The 17,756-nt window shown below is 74.1% G+C and carries 14 protein-coding genes; 9 read left to right on the forward strand and 5 right to left on the reverse strand.

Annotated elements, in window-relative coordinates:
- Nucleotide 1: 1 nt before the first annotated feature.
- The 3 genes from LWC35_RS07290 to LWC35_RS07300 are packed head-to-tail and all read right to left on the reverse strand — an operon-like array spanning nt 2 to nt 4,481.
- Nucleotides 2–1,624, reverse strand: a complete 1,623-nt coding sequence (locus LWC35_RS07290; RefSeq protein WP_232869122.1) for a site-specific DNA-methyltransferase — start codon at nt 1,622–1,624, stop codon at nt 2–4.
- Entirely contained in the window at nt 1,621–3,600 is a 1,980-nt protein-coding gene (locus LWC35_RS07295; protein WP_232869123.1) for a M13 family metallopeptidase, read from the reverse strand. Before LWC35_RS07295 ends, LWC35_RS07290 begins: the two co-directional genes overlap by 4 nt.
- Nucleotides 3,597–4,481, reverse strand: coding sequence for an LLM class flavin-dependent oxidoreductase (locus LWC35_RS07300; protein ID WP_232869124.1), 885 nt, complete (start codon nt 4,479–4,481; stop codon nt 3,597–3,599). Before LWC35_RS07300 ends, LWC35_RS07295 begins: the two co-directional genes overlap by 4 nt.
- A 381-nt stretch (nt 4,482–4,862) precedes the next feature.
- On the opposite strand from LWC35_RS07300, the gene LWC35_RS07305 reads away from it, so the two are divergent.
- Together LWC35_RS07305 and LWC35_RS07310 are read left to right on the forward strand one after the other, a co-directional pair.
- The gene (locus LWC35_RS07305; protein WP_232869125.1) at nt 4,863–5,768 is read left to right on the forward strand and encodes a TauD/TfdA dioxygenase family protein; all 906 of its coding nucleotides are present in this window, start codon (nt 4,863–4,865) and stop codon (nt 5,766–5,768) included.
- 64 nt (nt 5,769–5,832) lie between these two features.
- The gene (locus LWC35_RS07310) at nt 5,833–6,771 is read left to right on the forward strand and encodes an NADP-dependent oxidoreductase (RefSeq protein ID WP_232869126.1); all 939 of its coding nucleotides are present in this window, start codon (nt 5,833–5,835) and stop codon (nt 6,769–6,771) included.
- A 36-nt stretch (nt 6,772–6,807) separates the two neighbouring features.
- Here LWC35_RS07310 and LWC35_RS07315 read toward each other — a convergent pair whose 3' ends face one another.
- Together LWC35_RS07315 and LWC35_RS07320 are read right to left on the reverse strand one after the other, a co-directional pair.
- Entirely contained in the window at nt 6,808–8,547 is a 1,740-nt protein-coding gene (locus tag LWC35_RS07315; RefSeq protein ID WP_232869127.1) for a flavin-containing monooxygenase, read from the reverse strand.
- A 169-nt stretch (nt 8,548–8,716) separates the two neighbouring features.
- A complete protein-coding gene (locus LWC35_RS07320) occupies nt 8,717–9,208 on the reverse strand; it encodes a nuclear transport factor 2 family protein (RefSeq protein ID WP_232869128.1) in 492 nt (163 codons plus the stop codon).
- A 112-nt stretch (nt 9,209–9,320) separates the two neighbouring features.
- Here LWC35_RS07320 and LWC35_RS07325 point away from each other — a divergent pair, with 112 nt between their 5' ends.
- From LWC35_RS07325 to LWC35_RS07355, 7 genes are all read left to right on the forward strand, one after another.
- Complete coding sequence (locus tag LWC35_RS07325) at nt 9,321–10,538, forward strand: CoA transferase (protein ID WP_232869129.1); 1,218 nt, start codon at nt 9,321–9,323, stop codon at nt 10,536–10,538.
- Nucleotides 10,539–10,589: 51 nt separating this feature from the next.
- Nucleotides 10,590–11,531: a LysR family transcriptional regulator gene (locus tag LWC35_RS07330; RefSeq protein WP_232869130.1), complete on the forward strand. Its 942-nt coding sequence runs from the start codon at nt 10,590–10,592 to the stop codon at nt 11,529–11,531.
- Nucleotides 11,532–11,615: 84 nt separating this feature from the next.
- Complete coding sequence (locus LWC35_RS07335; RefSeq protein ID WP_232869131.1) at nt 11,616–12,917, forward strand: FAD-dependent oxidoreductase; 1,302 nt, start codon at nt 11,616–11,618, stop codon at nt 12,915–12,917.
- Complete coding sequence (gene ilvD / locus LWC35_RS07340; RefSeq protein WP_232869132.1) at nt 12,914–14,584, forward strand: dihydroxy-acid dehydratase; 1,671 nt, start codon at nt 12,914–12,916, stop codon at nt 14,582–14,584. Before LWC35_RS07335 ends, ilvD begins: the two co-directional genes overlap by 4 nt.
- A 32-nt stretch (nt 14,585–14,616) precedes the next feature.
- On the forward strand, nt 14,617–16,020 hold the full coding sequence (locus tag LWC35_RS07345; protein WP_232869133.1) for an MFS transporter: 1,404 nt from the start codon (nt 14,617–14,619) through the stop codon (nt 16,018–16,020).
- Nucleotides 16,017–17,285: an aconitase X gene (locus LWC35_RS07350; RefSeq protein WP_232869134.1), complete on the forward strand. Its 1,269-nt coding sequence runs from the start codon at nt 16,017–16,019 to the stop codon at nt 17,283–17,285. Before LWC35_RS07345 ends, LWC35_RS07350 begins: the two co-directional genes overlap by 4 nt.
- A complete protein-coding gene (locus LWC35_RS07355) occupies nt 17,282–17,749 on the forward strand; it encodes an aconitase X swivel domain-containing protein (protein WP_232869135.1) in 468 nt (155 codons plus the stop codon). Before LWC35_RS07350 ends, LWC35_RS07355 begins: the two co-directional genes overlap by 4 nt.
- Nucleotides 17,750–17,756: the final 7 nt, after the last annotated feature.

The following is a 17,756-nucleotide window of genomic DNA, read 5'->3' on the forward strand; positions in this document are numbered from 1 at the left end:
CTCACACCACCTGGAGCGCGAGGTCGACGCCCCGCCGGTTGCGCTCGCGGACGGCGTGCAGGGTGTGCAGGCGCAGCGCGTCGTCGCCGCCGAAGCCCGCCTCGGTCACGGCGAGCACCGCGGGTTCGCGCTCCAGCATCGCCTCGACCGCCGCCTCGGTGAGCGGGGCGAGGCACGCGAGCAGCGCGCCACCGGCGACCGACCAGCCCGCGACGCCGGCGAGGTCGACCTCCTCGACCGGGGCCGTGAGCGGATGCCCGGCCGCCAGCATCAGGCCGGTGAGGTCCGGGCCACCCCCGGCGGCGAGCCGGTAGGCCCGGAAACCGAGGTCGGCGCCCGCCGGTGCGTCCGGCCGCAGCGCCGCCCCGGCCCGTCGGACCCGCTCCCGGGTGACCTCGGCGATCGACGTGTACGCCGTGCCCGGCGTCGGCTCGGGCAGCTGGACCAGCAGGAACCGCCGCTCCTCCCCGCTGGCCAGGTTCTCGGCGTACACCGCGTGCCCGAGCGTCCCCGAGCCGGCGAAGAAGTCGAGCACGAGGTCGCCGGGGCCGGTGCCGATCTGCAGCATCCGCCGGACCAGCCGGGTCGGCTTGGGCGTGGTGAACGGCTCGTCCGCCCCGAACAGGGCCACGACCTCGCGCTTGGCCTCCTGGTTGTGCCCGGTCTCGTCGTGTCGCCACCAGGTGTCCGGCACGATCCCGGCCTGCACCTCGCTGCGGAAGCCCTTGACCCGCGGCGGGTGGTCGCCGTCGCGGCCGAACCAGATCCGGCCGTCGGCGCGCAGCTCCTCGTACCGCGCCCGGTCGCCGTTCCAGTGCCGGCCCGCGGGCGGCCAGACCTCGCGGCCCGACGGCAGCGTCACCGGGTACCGGTAGGTCCCGGCCCGCTCCACGCCCTCCGAGCGCACCGAGAAGGAGACGCTCTGCCAGGGCCCGCGCGGGTCGTCGTCGGGGTTGCCGAAGGCCTTCTCCTGCGCCGCGCCGCGGGGGAGGAGCCGGCGGTCCCACGCCTCGACGTCCCGGGCGTAGACGAGCACGTGGTCGTGGCTGCCGGAGATCAGCGCGCGGTTCTTCTTCGCGAACACCTTCTGCCAGGCGACCGTGGCGACGAAGTTCTCCTCCCCCCAGATCTCGTCCATGATCAGCCGCAGGTGGGCGACCTCGGTGTCGTCGATCGTCACGAAGATCGCCCCGTCGGGCCGCAGCAGCTCGCGGGCCAGCACCAGCCGCGGGTACATCATCGACAGCCACCGCGAGTGCCGGCGTCCCGCGGTCTCGACGGCGGCGTTCGCCCGCCGCCCGAGGTCGTCGACCTGGCCGGAGAAGCGCAGGTAGGCGGCCATCGGGTCGGCGAAGTCGTCCGGGTAGAGGAACTCCCGGCCCGTGTTGTACGGCGGGTCGATCGTGATCAGCTTGACCGCGCCGTGGTAGGCGCGGGACAGCAGCTTGAGGACCTCGAGGTTGTCACCCTCGACGATCACGTTGCCGGTGCCGTCCCAGTCCACGGACTCCGCCGGCATCGGCTCGAGCGTGCCGGTGGGCGGCTCGCCGATCACGCGCAGGCACTCGGCCCGGCCGGGCCAGGTGAGCCCGAAGCGCTCACCCGGCCCCTCGGTCAGCGTCACCAGATGCGCACGCGCGCCTCGGGGGCGGTGAACAGCGCGTCGGACTCCTGGACCGCGAACGCCTCGTGGAAGGCGTCGAGGTTGGTGACCACGGCGTTGCACCGCAGGTCCGGCGGCGAGTGCGGGTCGATCGTGAGCCGGCGGATCGCCTCCGCGTCGCGGGTCACGGCCCGCCACACCTGCGCCCAGCCGATCAGCACGCGCTGCAGGCCCGTGAAGCCGTCGATCACGGGCGGCTCCGTGCCCTCGGTCGCGATCCGGTACGCCTTGATCGCGATCGTGAGGCCGCCGAGGTCGCCGATGTTCTCGCCGACGGTGAGCGCGCCGTTGACCTTGTGGTCGGGCAGCCCGGCGGGGGAGAGCCGGTCGTACTGGTCGATCAGGGCCTTGCTGCGCCGGTCGAACTCGGCGCGGTCGGCGGCCTCCCACCAGTCCGTCATGTTGCCGTCGCCGTCGTAACGCGAGCCCTGGTCGTCGAAGCCGTGCCCGATCTCGTGCCCGATCACGGCGCCGATGCCGCCGTAGTTGGCGGCGTCGTCGGCCTCGGGGTCGAAGAAGGGCGGCTGCAGGATCGCGGCCGGGAAGACGATCTCGTTCATCCGCGGGTGGTAGTAGGCGTTGACCGTCTGCGGGGTCATCAGCCACTCGTCCCGGTCGACCGGCCCGCCGATGCGGTTCAGGTCGTAGTCGAAGTCCCACTCCGCGGCGCGCAGGACGTTGCCGAGCAGGTCGTCGGCCTTGATCTCGAGCGCCGAGTAGTCCTTCCACCTGTCCGGGTAGCCGATCTTCGGCGTGAACTTGCCGAGCTTCTCCAGCGCCCGCTCGCGGGTCGCCGGGCTCATCCAGTCCAGCGCGGAGATGCTCTGCCGGTACGCCTCGACGAGGTTCGCGACCAGCTCGACCATCCGCTCCTTGGACGACGCCGGGAAGTGCCGCTCCACGTAGAGCTTGCCCACGGCCTCGCCGATCGCGCTCTCGACCACCGACACGCCGCGCTTCCACCGCTCCCGCAGGGCCGGGGTGCCGGAGAGGGTGCGGCCGTAGAAGTCGAAGTCCTCGTCGACGACGGCCCCGGTCAGGTAGTCCGCCGAGGCCGACGCCGTGCGGATCGACAACCAGGCCTTCCAGTGCTCGAGCGGGAGCTCCTCCCAGAGCTTCGCCGCGGCCAGCACGAAGGACGGCTGTCGGACGACGACCTCGTCGAACGCGCCGTCCGGCGCCCGCAGCGCCGCGTGCCAGGACTCCCAGGGGAACTCCGGCGCGTTGGCCGCCACCGCGGCCCAGGTCATCAGGGTGTAGGTCTTCTCCGCGTCCCGGTTGGTCACCCGGTCCCAGGAGACCGCGGCGAGTGCCGTCTCCAGCTCCATCACCGTGGCGGCGAGGCCCGCCGGGTCGTCGAGCCCGACCAGCCCGGCGAGCCTCTCCAGGTGGGTCACGTACTTCGCGCGGATCTCGGCGTAGGCGTCCTCGCGGTAGTACGACTCGTCGGGCAGCCCGAGGCCGGACTGCGAGAGGTGCACGAGGTAGCGGTCCGAGTCCTTCGCGTCCGTCGACACGTAGACGCCGAACAGGGAGGCGCGGCCGTGCCGCTGCCGGCGGCCCAGCACCGCGGCGAGCTCGGCCTTGTCCGCGGCGTGCGCGATCTCCGCCAGCAGCGGGCGCAGCGGCTCGACGCCCTTCGCCTCGATCGTGTCGGTGTCCATGAACGAGGCGTAGAGGTCGGCGATCTGCCGGGCCTCGGGGCCCTCGAGGTCGTCCGCGCCTTCGACGATCGCCCGCACGTCCTCCTCGGCCCGGTCCCGCAGGTCGCGGAAGGCCCCGTCCTGCGCGCGGTCGTCCGGGATCACGTGGCTGGTCAGCCAGCGGCCGTTGACGTGGCCGAACAGGTCGTCCTGGGGGCGGGTGCCGGGGTCGACCCACCGCAGGTCCAGACCGCTGCGGCGGGTCCCGTTCGCTGTCTCGGGGGAGGTCGTCACGCCGTCCATCCTGCCGTCCGCCGCGTCCCGGCCGCCACGGGTTCGCGCACGGCAGAGACGGCCGCGGGGACGGCAGTGGTGACGGCAGTGGTGACGGCAGCGGGGACGGCAGCGGGGACGGCCTCGGCGGCGACGGCGAGCGTGCGCAGGTGACCGGCCAGGTCGGTGCGGGTCGGCTGGGTCTGCACCAGCAGGCTGCTCGCCCACGGCACGGCGGGATCGGCGCGCAGCCGGGCGGCGACCTCCGCGGCCGGCTCACCGGCCCGGATCAGCCGCGACACCGCGACCCGCGGCTCGGCGACGGCGCGGGCCCAGTACCGCTCGAGGTCCGGGGCGGCGCCCTGCGGACGGCCGCTGATGACGCCGATCCCGCGGGTCGCGGCGGCGTCGATCCCCCGGCGCGAGCCGGTGGCCCACCACATCCGGTCGAGCAGCCCGGGAGCGTCGGGCACCAGCGTGGCCCCGCCGAGGATCTCCCGCAGCTCGTCGACGGCCGCTGCGCTCTCGGCGTGCCGGCGCTCGTGGTCGCGGCCGAACAGGGCCGACGCCGCCGGGTCCGACCCCGCGCCGACGCCCAGCTCCAGGCGGTCGCCGGAGAGCGCGTCGAGCACCGCGGCGTCCTCGGCGACCCGGCGCGGGTCCTCCAGCGCGACCGCGACCACGCCGGTGCCGAGCCGGATCCGGCTCGTGGCCTGCGCGACCGCGGCGAGCAGGACGAAGGGGGACGGCAGGAAGCCCTGGACCTCGCTGCCGTGGTGCTGCGCGACCCAGAACGACGCGAACCCGGCCGCCTCGGCCGCGACGGCCAGCTCGACGGTGTCGCGGAAGGCGTCGCGCGGGGAGCCCAGGCCGCCGACGTGCGTGAGGTAACCGAGCTCCATGTGCGGACGGTACCGAGTGCTCGACGCTGTGTAGTCGAAGCCGGCGGGTGACGGCGGACACGCGCGACAGCACCTTGCGTGCCGCGGCCCGCGGCGCGACCATCCGAGGGTGACCTCGGACCTCCGACTCGTGGCTCGGCTCTACGTCGACCTGTGTCGGACGAACGTCGCCCTGTGTCCGGTGGACGTCGACCTCTTCTGGACGGGGTCGGCGACGCGCTGCTGGTTCGGTTGAGTGCCGCGGCCCCGCGGCCGCCCTCACCTCACGTCCGCCCGCACGAACGGTGCCGCGGACGCCCCAGCCCGTCGACGACGTCGTCACCCCTGTCGATCATCCCGGTCGCGGCGTGAGCCGCCGCGCCGACGTTCCCGGAGCCACCCATGTCGCCTGCGTCCCTGTCCGCGCTGCCCACCCCCGGTGCCGCGACCCTGAACCTCGAGCCGCTCGGCCCGCGCTTCGGCGCGATCGTGCACGACGTCGACCTCGCCACCGCCCCGGACGAGCAGGTGGCCGCGATCCGCGCCGAGCTCACCGCCCGCAAGGTGCTGTTCTTCCGCGGCCAGCACACCCTCGACCCGACCGGCCAGGTCCGGTTGGGCAACCGGCTCGGCGAGCTCACCGCGTCGCACCCCGTGGTGCCGGGCATCGACGACGCCCACACCGAGATCTACGCGCTCGACTCGGCCGACGACGGCTACGCCGACGTCTGGCACACCGACGTCACCTTCATGAAGCGCCCGCCGCTGGGCTCGATCCTGCGCGCGGTCACCCTGCCGCCCGCCGGCGGCGACACGAACTGGGCGGACCTGGAGCTGGCGTTCGAGTCGCTGGCCCCGCCGGTGCAGCGGCTCGCCGAGCAGCTCGACGCGGTGCACGACGGCACCAAGGACTTCGGCTACTACCTGGCCCAGCGCCGCCAGGGCCGGGGCAGCGAGTGGGAGGGCGAGACGGTGACCAGCCTCGACCCGGTGGTGCACCCGGTGGTGCGGGTGCACCCGGAGACCGGGCGCAAGTCGCTGTTCGTGAACCCGGGCTTCACCGTGCGGATCGACGGGGTGTCGGAGGCGGAGAGCCGCTCGCTGCTCGACCTGTTCTTCGCGCACCTGACCAAGCCCGAGCACATCGTCCGGCACCGCTGGGCCGAGGGCGACGTGGCCATGTGGGACAACCGCGCCACCGCGCACTACGCCAACCGCGACTACGGCGACGCCCGCCGGGTCATGCACCGCGTCACCCTGCGCGGCGACGCCCCGGTCGGCGTCGAGGTGCTGCGCGACGCGGGCTGAGCCGGGCGCCACTTTCGGGGTGCCCCGGCGCGCCGCCGCGCCGGGCGGATGGGAGTCTCGGGGCATGCGCGCGATCGGGGTGAACGAGTACGGCGGGCCCGAGGCCCTCGAGGTCGTCGAGCTGCCGGAACCGCACGCCGGGCCCGGCGAGATCCGGGTCCGGGTGCACGCGGCGGCGGTCAACCCGACCGACACCTACGTCCGGGACGGGTCCCGCGCCGAGCGGCAGCGCAAGGACCCGCCGCCGTACGTGCCCGGCATGGACGCCGCCGGCGTGGTCGACGAGATCGGCGAGGGCGCCGGGGGCGGGCTCGCCCTCGGTGACCCGGTGATGGCGGTGGTCGTGCCGGACGGCGCCCACGGCGCCTACGCCGAGTACGTCGTGGTGCCGGTCGGGTCGGTCGTGCGGGCGCCGGCGGGCGCGGACCACGCGCACGCGTCGACCCTGCCGATGAACGGGCTGACCGCGCGCCGGACCCTGGACCTGCTCGACCCGGAGCCGGGGGCCACCCTGGCCGTGACCGGGGCGGCCGGGGCCTACGGCGGGTACGTGGTGCAGCTGGCGAAGGCGGCCGGGCTGCGCGTGGTCGCCGACGCCTCCGACGCCGACGTCGAGCTGGTGCGCAAGCTCGGCGCCGACGTCGTGGTCCCGCGCGGCGACGCCGTCGCGGAGCGGATCCGCGAGGCGGTGCCCGAGGGCGTCGACGCGCTGGCCGACGGCGCGGTGCAGGGCGACCTGCTGCTCCCCGCGGTCCGCGACGGCGGCCGCATCGCCACCGTCCGCGGGTACCGCGGGCCGGAGGAGCGCGGCGTCACCTGGCACCCGGTGTGGGTGCGCGACGTCGCCGAGGACCGCGAGCGGCTCGACGCCCTGCGCGTGCTGGCCGAGTCCGGCGCCGTCACGCTGCGGGTCGCCGAGACCTACCCGGCCGAGCGCGCCCCCGAGGCCCACGCCCGCCTGGAGCGGGGCGGGACCCGGGGGCGGCTGGTGCTGCTCTTCTGAGGCCGAGGCGGTGGAGACGTCGCTGTGGGGCCTGTTCTAGGAGGCAGCCCCGGCCGCCGCGGCCGCCTCCTCGGCCAGCTCCGTGTAGCGGGCCCGCGCGATCCCGCTGAACCTGCCGTTCGTGGCTGCTCCGCTCTTGCCGCGGGCGAAGCCGTCGTAGTCACGGGCGGCGACCTCGTCGCACAGCAGCCGGTACACCCCCACCCCGCCGGCGTACGGGTACAGGCGGCGTGGCTTGCCCGGGATGTTCGCTCCCACCCACCAGGAGTTCGCGCGCGGCAGCAACGTCGTCGCGGTGACCTCGTCGTGGTGGGAGACCCAGTCGTCCTCCGCCGCGGGTAGGGCCTCGATGGTGTCGTACCCCTCCTCCCGCAGTCGGCGGAGACAGTCGGTGATCCAGTCCACGTGCTGCTCGATGGACACCGGCATGTTGCTGAGCACCGACGGGCTCTGCGGGCCGGTGATCATGAACAGGTTCGGGAACCCGTGGGTGGCGAGGCCGAGGTAGGTGTGGGGGCCGTCCGCCCACTTCTCCTCGAGCCCGACGCCGTCGCGCCCCCGGATCCCGAGTGTGAAGAGGGTGCCGGTCATCGCGTCGAAACCGGTGGCGTAGACGATGAGGTCGACCTCGTACTCGGCGTCCGCGGTCCGGACCCCGGCCGGGGTGATCTCCTGGATCGGCGCCTCCCGCACGTCGACCAACGTGACGTTCTCGCGGTTGAACGTCTCGTAGTACCCGTTCTCCAGCGGTGGGCGCTTGGTGAAGAAGGGGTGGTCGCGGGGCGAGAGCAACTCGGCGATCTCCGGGTCGGTCACCCGCTCGCGGATCCGCGCCCGCAGGAACTCCGCGGCGGTCTCGTTCGCCGCCTCGTCGAGCAGGAGGTCGTTGAACGTGGTGCCGAGGCGGAACCCGCCGCGTTCCCAGGCCTCGGTGAAGATCCGCTGCCGTTCCTCGTCCGAGACCGACAGGGCGGAACGGGGCGCGACGTCGTAGGGGAAGCCGAAGGCCGTCTCGCGGGTCGCCTTCCAGATGTCGCGGTACTGCTCCTTGATCCTGCGCCCGTCCTCGGCGTCCATCGGCCGGTTGCCGCCCGCGATGTCGTAGTTCGCGGTGCGCTGCAGCACGTACACGTGGGCCGCCTGCTCGGCGATCTCCGGCACGGCCTGCACCGCCGTGGCACCGGTGCCGATCACCGCGACCCGCTTGCCGGTGAAGTCGACGCCCTCGTGGGGCCACGCGCCGGTGTGGTACGACTCGCCGCGGAAGCTGTCGCGGCCCGGGAAGTCGGGCAGGTTGGTCGTCGACAGGCAGCCCACCGCGGTGATCAGGTAGGTCGCGGTGACCTGGCCGCCGTCGTCGGTGCGGACCGTCCACCGGCCGGTGGCGTCGTCGTACTCCGCGGCGACGACCCGGGTGCCGAACCGGATGTCCTTGCGCAGGTCGTACCGGTCGGCGACGTGGCGTAGATAGCCGAGGATCTCGGGTTGGGCGGCGAAGCGCTCGCTCCAGGTCCACTCCTGCAGCAGGTCCTCCGAGAGTCGGTCGGAGAAGCTGTAGAAGTAGCTCTCGGAGTCGCACCGGGCGCCCGGGTAGCGGTTCCAGTACCAGGTTCCGCCGACGTCCTCGCCCGCCTCGAACACGCGGGCGGAGAAGCCGAGTGTGTCGCGGAGCCGGTGCAGCATGTACAGCCCCGAGAATCCGGCGCCGACGACGACGGCGTCGAGCTCCGTCGCCTCCGCAGGCGCCTCCTGCTGGTCCGTGTGCGCGTGGGACATGGGTTCTCCTCGCCCGTCGGTCTCCGTTGACCCGCCACGGCGCCGTCGACGTGACGACGGCGTCACATGACCGGACTAACGATCGTAAGGTCGGGCACGAGGGCCCGGGACCGCCGATCCGGCGGTCCTGCGCACCTCCGGACGTCGGACCCCGACGGGTCCGCCCGACTCACCCCCGGTCGAGCGCCGCCTCCGCGGGCGGGAAGCCGATCTTCCCCTTGTCCCAGCCCCCGGCGAGCGGGGTCCAGTAGAAGAACGTCACGACCCGCTCCGCGAACCGCCAGGCCCCGTCGGTGCCGCGGGTGATCCGGTCCCGGTAGCGGCCGGCCGCGATCTGGGCCTCGCCGTCGACCACGCACGGCTGCCAGAGCCAGGTCTCGCCGGTCGCGGTGTCGCCGTCGATCTCCACGGTCTCGTTCGCGCTGTAGTGCCACCACGCCGTCAGCGGGCCCTCCTGCAGCCCGCCGAAGAAGGACTCCAGCTCCGCGGTGCCCCGAGCGGTGGCGAGACCGGTGAACACGCCGTCGGGGGTGAAGAGCGCCGCCAGGTCGGCCCAGCGGCCGTCGTCGAGGTACTGGCAGTAGCGGGCGCGCAGCTGGGCGATCTCGTGCGCGTCCTCGACGCGGCGCAGGCGGGCTTCGAGGGAGTCGGGGACCGGCACGGGGGACCTCCACGGTGAGCGGACGAACGATCGTTCGTACCCTATGCGGGTGTGCGCCCGCGGTCCACGGGCGGCAGGATCGAGAGCCGAGCACGAGCCGGGGAGGAACGAGATGAGCCGTCCGCTGGAGGGCCTGCAGGTCGTGGAGTGCGCGAGCTTCGTGGCCGGGCCCACGGGTGGGATGACGCTGGCGCAGCTGGGCGCGAGCGTGATCCGGATCGACCCGATCGGCGGCAACACCGACCACCGGCGCTGGCCGGTGGTCGGCAGCGGGACCGGACCCGCCGACGCCGAGTCGTACTACTGGGCCTCGCTGAACAAGGGCAAGCGATCGGTCACCGTCGACATGCGCTCGGACGAGGGCCGGGAGCTGGTCACCGCCCTGGTCACCGCGCCGGGCACGGACCGCGGGGTGCTGGTGGACAACGTCGTCGGGCGCCGCTGGATGGCCAACGACGTGCTGGTCGCCCGCCGCCCCGACCTGATCCACCTGCGGGTGCAGGGCTACCCGGACGGCCGGCCGGCGGTGGACTACACGGTCAACGCCGAGGTCGGGATCCCGCAGATCACCGGCTCCGAGGAGGGCGGCACGCCGGTGAACCACGTGCTGCCGGCCTGGGACCTGGTGACCGGGCTGAGCGTGTCGACGGGCGTGCTGGCGGCGCTGTACGACCGGTCCCGCACCGGCCGGGGCACCTACGTCGAGCTGGCACTGGCGGACGTCGCGCTGGCCGGGGTGGCGAACCTCGGCTGGCTGTCGGAGGCGGCGGAGCGGGGCCGGGAGCGCCCGCGGCACGGCAACCACGTCTACGGCTCGTTCGGCGTCGACTTCGCCTGCTCGGACGGGGCGCGGGTGATGGTGGTGGCGCTGACCGAGGGGCAGTGGGCCGCGCTGCGGAAGGTGACCGGCACCGAACAGGTCTTCGCGGCGCTGGAGCAGGCGCTCGACGCCGACCTGACCAAGGAGTCCGAGCGCTACCGGCTGCGCGAGACCATCGCCGCGGTGCTGCGGCCGTGGTTCGCCGCGCGCGACCTCAAGACCGTGTCCGACGAGCTCGACGCCGCCCGCGTGCTGTGGGGCCGCTACCGCGGCATGACCGAGGTCGTGGGGGCGCACCGCGAGGGCCGCCACCCCGTGCTGGCCGACCTCGCCCTGCCCGACGGCACGGCCTCGATCACGGCGCGCTCGCCGCTGCGCTGGGGCGGCGAGCACGGGCCGGCAGGGGAGGCCCCGATGCTCGGCCGCGACACCGACGAGGTGCTGGCCGAGGTCCTGGGCCTGGGCGCGGCGGAGATCGGCGCCCTGCACGACCGCGGCGTGGTCGGCTGACGACGAGCACGGGGCCCGGGCCCGTGGGGCAGCAGGGTTAGCGTTCGGACCGTGAGGCACCCGACGGCGCACCTCGCCAACCTGGACCTGAACCTCCTGGTCACCCTGCGGGAGCTGTTGCGTGAGCGCAACGTCACGCGGGCCGCGGCCCGGATCGGCGTCACCCAGCCGGCGGTCAGCGCCTCGCTCTCCCGGCTGCGCCGGCACTTCGACGACGAACTGCTGGTCCGCCGCCGAAACGGGTACACCCTCACCCCGCTCGCCGCCCAGCTCGCGGACCAGGTCGAGGCGGTCTGCGCGGCCGCCGAGCGGCTCTTCGGCACCGGGCACCGCTTCGACCCCGGCTCCTCGCAGCGCGAGTTCACACTCCTGATGGCCGACTACACCGTCGGCGTCCTGGGCTCCCGGCTCTCGGCCGCCCTGACGGAGCGCGCGCCAGGGGTCGCCCTGCACATCCGGCTCGTGCGGGAGGCGTTCGCCGCCGACATCGCGGAGACGATCCGGCTGATCGACGGCATGGTCGCACCCCCGGCCGGGCGCTTCGACCTGCCCGAGCTGCGCTCGGTCGCGCTGTTCACCGACCGCTGGGTGTGCGTGGTGGACCGGGCCAACCCGGTCGCGGACGAGGGCCCGCCGACCGTGGAGCGGCTGGCGGCGCTGCCCTGGGTCGTGCCCTTCCAGCCGGACCGCGGGTTCTCCGCGGCCGCGCCGATGAGCCGCCAGCTCGCCCTCCTCGGGATCCAGCCGGCGATCCGGGTGCGCGTCGAGAGCTACCTCGCGGTGCCTCCGCTCGTGGCCGGCACCGACCGGGTCGCGCTCGTCCAGGAGCGGCTCGCCGCCGCCGTCGCGGAGCCTCTCGGGCTGCGCGTGCTGGACTGTCCGGGGGAGCCGGCGCCGCTCGTCGAACGGCTGTGGTGGCACTCCGACATGGACGGCGATCCCGCGCACCGCTGGCTCCGCGAGCTCGTCGTCGAGCTGACTTCGCGCCTCTGAGCTGCGACTATCAACGGCGGTGATGGCCGGTCAGGCGGATCGTCTATTTCCGGGAGCGCGTGCTCGCTTCCTAGCGTGTGGTCCATGCCGCACGCCCTCACCGACCTGCCGGTCCGCACCGTGACCCGGCCGGTCCTCTCCGCCGCCGACCCGGCCGAGCACGCCGTCACCGCCGACGTGCTGGTCGTCGGCGCCGGGATCGCCGGCCTGTCCGCCGCCGTCGAGTCCGCGAAGCTCGGGCGCGACGTGGTGCTCGTCGACGCGCTGCCGGTGCTCGGCGGCCAGATGGTCAACTCGCTCATCGGGCTGTTCTGCGGGGTCTTCGGCAACGGACCGGAGTACCGGCGCCTCACGCACGGCCTGTTCGACGACATCTTCCGCGCCCTCGAGGCGACCGGTGACCTCTTCTACCGCGACGGGCACACCGTGACGGTCGGGTACGACGAGGTTCGGCTCGGCCGCTGGGTGGAGGACACCGTCCGCGCCCACGGGATCCGCGTGATCACCGGCGCCGCGATCACCGGCGTCCACCGGGAGGACCGGCGGCTGCGCTCGGTCCGGTTCGCCAGCCGCTACGGCTCGATCGACGTCACCGCGACCGGGTTCGTCGACGCCAGCGGCGACGCGGCCCTGAGCTGGGCGGCCGGGCTGCCCTGCCGGCTCCCGGACCGCGAGATCTACGGCAGCCAGCAGCTCGTGGTGGAGAACCTCGACGAGGCCCACCGGCCCGATCCCGCCGTGCTCGCCGACCGGGTGGGCCGCAAGGCGGCCGAGTACGGGCTGCGCCGGCACGACGGCCTGGCCTTCTTCTTCCCCGGCCGCGGCACCGCCGTGCTCAACATGACCCACATCGAGGCCCCGCTGGACCCGATCGCCGCGGCCGAGGCGCAGATGGAGGGCAAGGCGCAGGCCGACCGGGTCGTCGCGTTCCTGCGCGCCGAGTTCCCCGAGGTCTTCGGCAAGGCGACGGTGCGCTCCTACGGCCTGCCCGGCCGGCGCCAGACCCGCTGGGTCCGGGCGGCCCACCAGCTCACCCTCGACGAGGTGCGGGCCGGCACCCGCTTCCCGGACGCGGTCGCGCGCACGGCCTGGCCGATCGAGCTGCACGACAGCCCGGAGGGCTACGTCTGGGAGACCTTCGGCCCGGACCACCTCCACTACGTCCCGCTGCGCTCCCTCACCCCGCCCGACGTCGACAACGTCCTGGTCGCGGGACGGTGCGCCGACGGCGACGCGGCGGCCCTGTCCAGCATCCGCGTGATGGGCCCGTGCGGGGCGATGGGGCACGCGGCCGCGCACGTCCTCGACCTCGTCGGCGACGGGTCGGTGCACGAGGTCGACGTCGCCGCCCTCGCCGCCCGGATCACGGAGAACCTCGACTCATGAGCGCGGAGCTGCGCAGCGCCTTCACCCCCGGCACCGTCCGCTGGGCCACCCGCCGCGCCCAGTGGCGGGCGCTCGGCCTGACCGATGCCGACCTCGACAAGCCGAAGATCGCCGTCGTCAACTCCTCGTCCGACATGGCGATCTGCTTCAGCCACCTGGACACCGTCGCCGCCCGGGTCAAGGAGGGCATCCGCGCCGCGGGCGGGGTCGCCTTCGAGGCCCGGACGACCGCGCCCAGCGACTTCATCCACTCGGCCGGCCACGGGGGCGGGTACATCCTCGCCTCGCGCGACCTGATCGTGAACGACATCGAGGTCGCGGTCGAGGGCGCCCAGCTGGACGGGATGGTCTGCCTGGCGAGCTGCGACAAGACGACCCCGGCCCAGCTGATGGCGGCGGGCCGGCTGAACGTCCCCACGCTGATCCTGGCCTGCGGGTACCAGCCCAGCGGCACCTTCCGCGGCGAGCACTGCGACATCGAGGACGTCTTCCTGCACGCCTGTGGCGAACCCTCCCCGGTGCTGACCGCCGAGCTCACCGAGATGAGCGAGGACGCCGTGCGCGGCCCGGGGGTGTGTGCGGGCATGGGCACGGCGAACTCGATGCACATCGCGGCCGAGGCCCTCGGCATGGCGCTGCCGGGCAGCACCCCGGTCTCGGCGAACTCAGCGGCGATGTGGCGGGCGGCCGACGCGGCCGCGGCCCGGATCGTCGAGCTGGTGCAGGAGGACCTGCGACCGCGCGACGTCCTGACCCCGGCGGCGTTCCGGAACGCGGTGCGCGTCGCCCTGTCCGTCGGGTCGTCGATCAACACGATCAAGCACCTGCAGGCCGTCGCCGTGGAGGCGGGCGTCGACGTCGACGTGACCGCGCTGTTCGGCGACCTCGGCCGCGAGACGCCGCTGCTGTCGGCGGTGCGGCCCAACGGGCCGCACACGATCGAGCAGTTCGACGCGGCGGGCGGGGCCGCCGCGGTGATGGCCCGGCTCGGCGACCTGCTCGACCGCTCGGCCCGGACGGTCACCGGACGCACGGTGGGGGAGAACCTCGCCGGCGTCACCGTGACCGACCCGGAGGTCATCCGGCACGTCGGCGACGACCCGTTGATCCTGGTGCTGCGCGGCAGCCTCACGCCGCTGGGCGGGATCGTCAAGCTGTCCGTGCACGACGAGCGGCCGCCCACCTTCACCGGCCCGGCGCGGTGCTTCGCCGACCAGGCCGAGGCGGTGGCGGCGCTCGCCGAGGGCCGGATCGCCGCGGGCGACGTCGTCGTGCTGCGGGGGCAGGGGCCCCGCGGCCGGCCCGGCATGGGGATGGCCTCGCAGATCGTGTTCGCCCTGGACCGCGCCGGGCTGACCGGCAAGGTCGCCGTGGTGACCGACGGGCAGCTGTCCGGGCTGGTCAACCGTGGGGTCGTCGTCGGCGAGGTGCGGCCCGAGGCTGCCGACGGCGGGCCGCTGGCGCTGGTCCGCGACGGGGACGTCGTGCACGTCGACCTCCCGGGCCGCCGGTGCGACCTGCGCGTGGACCCGGCGGAGCTGGCGGGCCGCGAGCCGGTCCCGCCCCTCCACCATCCCGAGCACGGCTGGCTCTCCGTCTACGCGCGCACCGTCCGCCCGCTGGGCGAGGGCGCCGTCCTGCGCCCCCGGCCCGCCCCGACCCCCTGACCGACCCACCCACCGACGAGGAGACAACGGCAATGACGCTGTCCGACCACTCTCCCGACCCGACCGCCGGTCCCGTGCCGGACGGCGGACGTGCCCCGGCCGGCACCCTCACCGCCGCCGACGAGCGGCGCTCCGCCCGCGGCGGCGCCTTCTCGATGTTCGTCGACAGCTTCGACGTCTACCTGCCCGCGCTCGTCCTGCCGGCCGCGATGGTCTACTTCCTGCCGCAGGACCTGTCCGTGGAGGTCAAGGCGACGTTCACGACGCTGCTGTTCACGGTGGGCCTGCTGGGCCGCCCGATCGGCAGCGTGATCTTCGGGAACCTGTCCGACCGGATCGGCCGCAAGCGCGTGACCATGCTCAGCGGGTGGGGCTTCACCGTCGTGACGCTCCTGATGGGCTGCCTGCCGGGCTACGCCACGTGGGGCTACGGGGCCATCACCGTCTTCGCGGTGCTGCGCCTGATCGGCGGGATCTTCCTGGCCGGGGGCTACGCGGCCCCGATCCCGCTCGCCCTCGAACAGGCCCGGCCGCACCGCCGGGGCCGGGTGGGCGCGCTGATCGGCGTCGGCGCCCCGCTGTCCTTCCTGGTGATGAACACCTTCCTGCTGGGCGCGCTGGAGACCCTGCCGCACGACAGCTTCCTGTCCTGGGGGTGGCGCGTCCCGTTCGTGCTGGGCTTCGTGCTCGGCCTGGCCTACCTGTGGCACTACCGCGGGGTGAAGGAGGACGCCGGCGAGGTCACCCGCCGGCGCGCCGAGGCGGGTGGGCGCCAGCCGGTGGTCGCGCTGTTCACCGAGCACCGCGCGCTCATCCTCGGCGTCTTCCTGTTCACCTGCGGGTACTGGTTCGCCACGCAGATGTCCGTGTCCTTCCTGCCGACCCTGCTGGTCCAGGTGCTGCACCAGAGCGCCACCCTGAGCACGACCGAGGAGATCGTCTCCTCGGTCGTGACGATCGCGATGATCGTCGTGCTGGCCGCCGTCGGGCAGCGCATCGGGCGCCGCAGGCTCCTGATGACCTGGGCGCTGGTGATGGCGGTGGTCGTCGGCGGCGCGTTCCTCGCCCTCGCCCTGATGGCCGGCGCAGGGGCGCCGCCGTGGCTGGTCGGCTCGGTCGCGGTGGTCGCCAAGTCGGTGCCCTCGGCGCCGCTCGGCGTGATCCTGGTGTACCTCAACGAGCGCTTCCCGGCGTCGGTCCGGGCGAGCGGCTACGGCATCGGCTACATGTTCGGGCTGATCCTGCCCGGGCTCTACACCGTGTGGCTGCTCGCGCTGAGCACCGTCATGCCGTACGAGATCGGGCCCGTGGTGCTGATCGTCGGCGGGGCCCTGCTGATGTTCGCCGCGGTTCGCCGGGGCCCGGAGACCAACCCGCCCGGCCGTGCGGAAGCGGCTCGTTCCGCGGCCGGGTCCGCGGCGGAGGCCACGGCGTGATCCTCACCGACGACGAGCGCGGGATGCGCGACGGGGCCGAGGGGCCCGCCGTCGCCGCGGCGATGGACCTGCTCGTCCGCTACGGCGAGGCCCTCGGGGCCGAGCACCTGTGCGAGGTCCGCAACGTCGCCGGCACCACCACCCAGCCCTCGCCGGCGAAGGCCCGCCTGGTGGCCGAGGGCGGCTGGGAGCGGGCCTTCTCGGTGATCAACCTGGACTCGGACGAGACGCTCGACGTCCCGCCGATGCGGGTGCCCACCTGCCAGCTCCAGCAGGGCTTCGGGGCCGACGCCCACGGCGTGCCCTACCCGGCGGAGTTCGTGGACCTGCAGTCCGACGCCGAGGCCTTCTACGGCCGGCGGGGCGTGAACATCCTCGCGACGTGCACCCCGTACCAGGTCGGGAACCTGCCCGTCCGCGGCGAGCACGTGGCGTGGATGGAGTCGTCGGCGGTCGTGTACGCGAACTCGGTGCTCGGAGCCCGGACGAACTGCGAGGGCACCGCGTCCACCGGCGCCGCGAGCCTGACCGGCCGGATCCCCTGCTGGGGCAACCACCACGTGACCAACCGGCTCGGCACCCACCTCGTGCGGGCCGACCTCCCGGTCCGGTCGTTCCGGGACTGGGGGCTGTTCGGGTACTTCGTCGGCGACCTGGTGCAGGAGGCCCGGCCGGTCCTGGTCGGCGAGCTCGCCCGCCCCGACCTGACCGACCTCAAGCACCTCGGGGCCGCGGCCGCCTCGTCGGGCGGGATCGAGCTCTTCCATCTGCCCGGCGTGACCCCCGAGGCACCGACGGTCGAGGCGGCGTTCGGCGGCCGGGTGCCGGAGGCCGTCGGGTACGGGCCGGCCGAGCGGCGGACCGTCTACGACCGGCTCAACGACCAGGGCGACCGTGAGGAGGTCGACTTCGTGCTGCTCGGGTGCCCGCACGCCTCGCTCGACCAGATCCGCGAGGCCGCCCGGCTGCTCGAGGGCCGGCACGTCGAGGCCGAGCTGTGGATCATGGCGCCACGGGCGCTGAAGGCCGTGGCGGACCGCTCCGGCTACACCGCCGTCATCGAGGCGGCGGGCGGGCGGATCCTGGCCGACTCCTGTCCGGCGATGTCGCGGGCGGCGCCGGAGGGCACGCGGGTCTTCGCCACCGACTCGGCGAAGCAGGCGCACTACCTGCCGGCGATCCTCGGCATCGAGGCGTGGTTCGGGACGACGGCGGAGTGCGTGGACGCGGCGGTCACGGGCCGGTGGCGGGGGGAGCTGCGATGACGGCGGAGACACGGGTCCGGGCGGCAGACGACACGGAGGCGCCGCTGGTCCTGCGTGGCCGGACGGTGGTGCCGGGCGTGGTCGAGGGCGAGGCGCTGGTCAGCCACGAGACGATCTCGGGCTGGGGCGGCATCGACCCGGCCACCGGGACGATCATCGAGCGCCGGCACGAGCTGTGCGGCGTGTGCTTCACCGGGAAGATCCTCGTCTTCCCCGGGGCGAAGGGTTCCTCCGGCTGGTCCGGGTTCTTCCAGACGACCCGCCTGCTCGGCACCGCCCCGATCGGGATGGTGTTCACGGTGACCACGACGAAGGCCGCACTCGGTGCGGTGGTCACCCGCGTGCCTGCGTTGTCCGACCTCGACCGCGACCCGACGGAGCTCCTGCGGACGGGCGACCGGATCCGGCTCGACGCCGACGCCGGCCTCGTCACGCTGCTCCGGCGGGGTCCGGTCGCAGAGTGAGACACCG

Source organism: Pseudonocardia kujensis (assembly GCF_021283305.1).
GTDB lineage: Bacteria > Actinomycetota > Actinomycetes > Mycobacteriales > Pseudonocardiaceae > Pseudonocardia > Pseudonocardia kujensis.